Source organism: uncultured Caballeronia sp. (assembly GCF_964243625.1).
GTDB lineage: Bacteria > Pseudomonadota > Gammaproteobacteria > Burkholderiales > Burkholderiaceae > Caballeronia.
Genome location: NZ_CAXTGZ010000484.1, coordinates 1 through 4,624 on the forward strand (window position 1 = coordinate 1; position 4,624 = coordinate 4,624).

A 4,624-nucleotide genomic window follows, 5' to 3' on the forward strand; every position below is an offset into this window, starting at 1 on the left:
CCAGTCGCGCAGCGCAGTTTCGCCGCGCAATTGCAGGAATTCGAGCATGCCGGCCTTGAACCGGTCACCGTTGCTGCGCAGGTTGTCGCAGTTCTGCAGCGTCACCTTGCCGGCGTTCTGCTTCATGCGGGCATCGAGAATCGCGGCGAGCGCGCCGTAGATGGTCGTGCGCGCGCCTTTCAGGTCGGCCGCGAGATCGGGATTTGCGCGGTCGAGCTTGTGGTGTTCATCGAGGTAATAACCGCCTTCGGTTACCGTGAACGATACGATCTTGCACTCCGGCGCCGCGCCCGCCGCGATCAGCGCGTCGAGGTCCGCGGCCCACGGCACGACCTTTTTGATCGAGCGGATGGTTTCGTACTTGCGTTCGCCCTGCGGCGTGACGGTTTCTAGGGTGTAGGTGCCGTTTTGTGCGGCAAGCGCCTCGAGTACGGCGTTCATGTCGCCGCGAATGTTGCCGACGGTCAGCGACCATTGTGTATCGCCGGATTCAATCAGCTTGTGCAGATACCACGCCTGATGCGCACGGTGAAAAGAGCCTGCGCCGATGTGCAGGATCACATCGGCGGTTGTTGGGGTTGCGGACGTCATGGTGTCTTCCTCTGATCTGGATGCGCCGCGGGGCATGCCCGGCGCGGTGCTATGTCTCTTGCCGCGGCGTGTTCCGGCGGGTTTGGCTTCCACCGGTTTGCCTTGCCACGATCATTTGCTCGTTCTGTGAGCGAATGATCGTATTCGATTCGATGAAAGTCAAGGCGCTCTGCAGCATTCAAGACCGCGGATTCGTTGCTGCTCTGCACAATTTATTTGGGTTTTCCGCCGGTCGTGCATTGCCTTGGCGCAGGTTGGGCCATGCAAACCGAGTTCGGCATCAGCCATCGATGCGATGCAGAACAGGTTGTACGGTGGCTAAAGCGTTGCGTGCCGGGCGCGTGAAAAAGATCTGATCGGCAGCGGATTCACCGAGCGGCGAATCCTCGAATTACTTGCTTGAGCGCGAACGGCCCAATACGTCGATGTCATGCGCTTCAAACGCAGGTCCCTGCACAAAATTCACATCGAACTGTTGTAGCGCATCGAACTGCGCCTCATCCAACACGTTGCTGAAGATCAGCGGGATCTTCAACCGGTGCGCATACCCGACCAACGGCTTGACCACCGAATCCCGCAACGCGGCGCCGGCATCCATCTTGATGAAATCAAGCCGCGCCATATCCGACACCGCCATGATCTGCCCCGCGTTCGCCAGGTTCCCCGCAACCTTGAAACCGTACTTCTGATAGCTCTTGACCAGATACCCAAGGAACGTCCGGTGCGCGACCGCCGCCGACGGCAATTCAATCACGATCCTCGCCGGATTCAACCCGAACTCGATCAGCACAGAAGAAAAGTGCTTCCCATGGTCGTACTTCACGCTCTTCAGCAAGCGCTCGTGAACCCGCAAGAACAACAACCCGGGCCGCTGCGCGCCAAAAAAATTGAACGCATGCAACGCACGTGAAAGACGGTCGAGCGCAACGAGCCGCGGGTCGTCGTCGAGTTGCGCGAAGGGATCGAACGGCGCGCCGTCCGCGGTGAGCGTCAATGCCTGGAAACCGAGTTCATCGCCGAAACGCTCCGCGCTCTCAACCGATGCCGTCAGCGATTGCGGCAAGCCCCGCGTGCTGACATCGAAGATGGGCTCGTAGGCGCTCGCGAGTGCAAAGCTCTCGTAAAAGGCAATGGCCGATTCCGCACGCGCCCCTTCGCCCATGACAATGCGCGCGCCCGGAAACGGATAGTCCGAGGCGCGCGAGACGAGTTGCTGGACGGTCGGTGCAATCATTCAGGCGAAGTTCTCGAGCAATGTTGTGTCGATGGTAGCAGTGCCATGCATGCGGCTTTGCACAAAATCCACATATCGATATGCACCGGTATCAATCTGCTGCTTCATGCTTAGGGTTAACAATAGTTTTACGTATCGTAATTGGTTTTACCATGCGTAATCGAACGCATGTCGCTTGAGGACCAGTCCATGAACCCAGAATCGCCCGGTGCTTTCACGAGCCATACCGATGTCAGCCGGCTGTACCAGTCAGGCTTCGCCGCCGACTTCGCAACCGAGGCGCTGCCCGGCGCGTTGCCGCTCGGACGTAATTCGCCGCAGCGCGTGAGCTACGGCTTGTACGCTGAGCAGCTTTCCGGCACGGCATTTACCGCGCCGCGCGGACATAACCGGCGGTCGTGGTTGTATCGGATCAGGCCGGCGGCGGTGCATCAGCCGTTCACGCAAGTCGGAGCCGGCAACAAACTCGTGGCGAACTTCGCCGACGTACCGCCGACGCCGCCCAATCAGCTTCGATGGGACCCGTTGCCCATGCCTGATGTGCCGACGGATTTCATCGATGGCTGGGTCACGATGGCCGGCAACGGCGCCGCCGAATCCATGCAAGGCTGCGCCATCCATCTGTACGCAGCGAATCAATCGATGCAGGACCGGTTCTTTTATAACGCCGACGGCGAACTGCTGATCGTGCCGCAGGAAGGGCGCTTGTCGATCGCGACAGAACTCGGCCGCCTCGATATTGAACCGTTCGAAATCGCCGTCATTCCTCGCGGCGTGCGCTTTTCCGTCTCACTGCCCGATAACACCGCACGCGGGTATATCTGCGAAAACTTCGGCGCGTTATTGCGCTTGCCGGACCTGGGTCCCATCGGCTCGAATGGTCTTGCGAACCCGCGCGACTTTCTCACGCCGCATGCAGCGTATGAAGATCGCGAGGGCGCGTTCGAACTCGTGGCGAAGATGAACGGCGTGTTGTGGCGAGCGGACATTGGTCATTCGCCGCTCGACGTCGTCGCGTGGCACGGCAACTACGCGCCGTACAAATACGATTTGCGTCTGTTCAATACCATCGGCTCGATCAGCTTCGACCATCCCGATCCATCGATCTTTCTGGTGCTGCAATCGCAGACCGATACGCCGGGCGTCGATGCCATCGACTTCGTGATTTTTCCGCCGCGCTGGCTGGCAAGCGAGAACACATTCAGGCCGCCGTGGTTCCACCGGAACGTGGCGAGCGAATTCATGGGTTTAGTCCACGGCGTGTACGACGCAAAGTCCGAAGGGTTCATGCCGGGTGGATCCAGCCTGCATAACTGCATGTCGGGACATGGTCCGGATGCGGGTACTTTCGAGAAGGCGTCGAACGCCGATACATCGAAGCCTGTGAAAGTGGGCGACACAATGGCGTTCATGTTCGAAACGCGCACGCTGATCAAGCCGACGCGCTTCGCGCTCGAAACCGCGCAATTGCAGGCGCATTACTACGAATGCTGGCAGGGGCTCACCAAGCATTTCAACCCTGAGAAGCGGTAAGCCTCTCTGCCCAAACCGCCTGTCCAATACCCATGCGTCGCGCGCGTTTATCGAGCGTCGCCGAGAGCAACGTGAGGCCGAACGCACAGCAAGCCATCAGTACGCCAACCCACGGAAGCGTGCTGAGCGACGCGCCGGCGCCAATCGCCATGCCGCCGAGCCACGCGCCTGTTGCGTTGCCGAGATTGAACGCGCCCTGATTCAGGGTGGATGCAAGATTGGGTGCATCGCTTGCACGATTCACGATCAGCATTTGCAACGGCGGCACGATTCCAAACGCGAGCACGCCCCAGATGAAGATGGTGACCATTGCGGGGATAGCGGCGTGCATGGTCGCGGCGAAGATCGCTTGCACGACGATGATCAGAATCAGGAACGTCAGCAGCGAGCGCAACAGCTTCCAGTCGGCAAGCCTGCCCCCAAGCGTGCTGCCGACCGTCAGCCCAAGCCCGAACAACAAGAGCACGAACGTGACCGCGTGCGGTGAAAAACCGGTGACGTCTTCGAGGATCGGCGTGATGTAGGTGAAGACGGAAAAGAGGCTCGCCGATGCCAGCACGCTGATGCCCAGCACCATCAGCACTTGCGGGTTTTTAAGCACCTTGAATTCGCGCAGGATGCTGGATTCACGCATCTCGATGTGCTTTGGCAAGCAGACCCACAACGCGCCGGCCGCAGCCAGGCCGATCAACGTGACGACCCAGAACGTGGCCCGCCATCCGGCCGCCTGACCGAGTGCGGTCCCAAGCGGTACGCCGAGCACGTTCGCAAGCGTGAGGCCGGTGAACATCAACGCAATGGCTTGCGCGCGGCGGTTTGGCGCGACGAGATCCGCCGCCACGACCGAGCCGATGCCGAAGAACGCGCCGTGGCAGAACGCCGTCGCCACGCGCGCGGCCATCAGCACCCAGTATCCCGGCGCAACGGCGCACAGCATGTTGCCGATGATGAACACGCCCATCAGGACCATCAGCGCTTTTTTGCGCGGCATCTTCGCGGTGACGATGGCGAGGATCGGCGCCCCGATGGTCACGCCCAGCGCATAGCCGGACACGAGCATGCCCGCTGCGGGTATCGATACACCGAGATCGCGCGCGACGTTGGGCAACAAGCCCATGATGACAAATTCAGTCGTGCCGATGCCGAACGCGGCGATAGCAAGGGCGAGAAGGGGCAGAGGCATGGAGTGCGCGGAGGTCTGGCGGGGGAGGGGTACAAATTGTACCGAACGTTTCCCGGTTGATCGGTGGAAACCCTGAGATTTCG

The 4,624-nt window shown here is 60.4% G+C and carries 3 protein-coding genes and 1 pseudogene; 1 reads left to right on the forward strand and 3 read right to left on the reverse strand.

Going from position 1 to position 4,624, the window contains the following annotated elements; translation table 11 throughout:
- Both ACFFAR_RS25250 and ACFFAR_RS25255 read right to left on the reverse strand, forming a co-directional pair.
- Positions 1 to 591 (reverse strand): annotated as a pseudogene (locus ACFFAR_RS25250) (mannitol dehydrogenase family protein); the annotation flags it as partial.
- A 391-nt stretch (positions 592 to 982) separates the two neighbouring features.
- Entirely contained in the window at positions 983 to 1,825 is an 843-nt protein-coding gene (locus tag ACFFAR_RS25255) for an EAL domain-containing protein (RefSeq protein WP_061998688.1), read from the reverse strand.
- 189 nt (positions 1,826 to 2,014) lie between these two features.
- Here ACFFAR_RS25255 and hmgA point away from each other — a divergent pair, with 189 nt between their 5' ends.
- On the forward strand, positions 2,015 to 3,358 hold the full coding sequence (gene hmgA, locus ACFFAR_RS25260; RefSeq protein WP_375508665.1) for a homogentisate 1,2-dioxygenase: 1,344 nt from the start codon (positions 2,015 to 2,017) through the stop codon (positions 3,356 to 3,358).
- Here the strand turns inward: hmgA and ACFFAR_RS25265 are convergent.
- On the reverse strand, positions 3,339 to 4,541 hold the full coding sequence (locus ACFFAR_RS25265; RefSeq protein WP_375508666.1) for an MFS transporter: 1,203 nt from the start codon (positions 4,539 to 4,541) through the stop codon (positions 3,339 to 3,341). The two genes, hmgA and ACFFAR_RS25265, sit on opposite strands and share 20 nt — an antisense overlap.
- Positions 4,542 to 4,624: the final 83 nt, after the last annotated feature.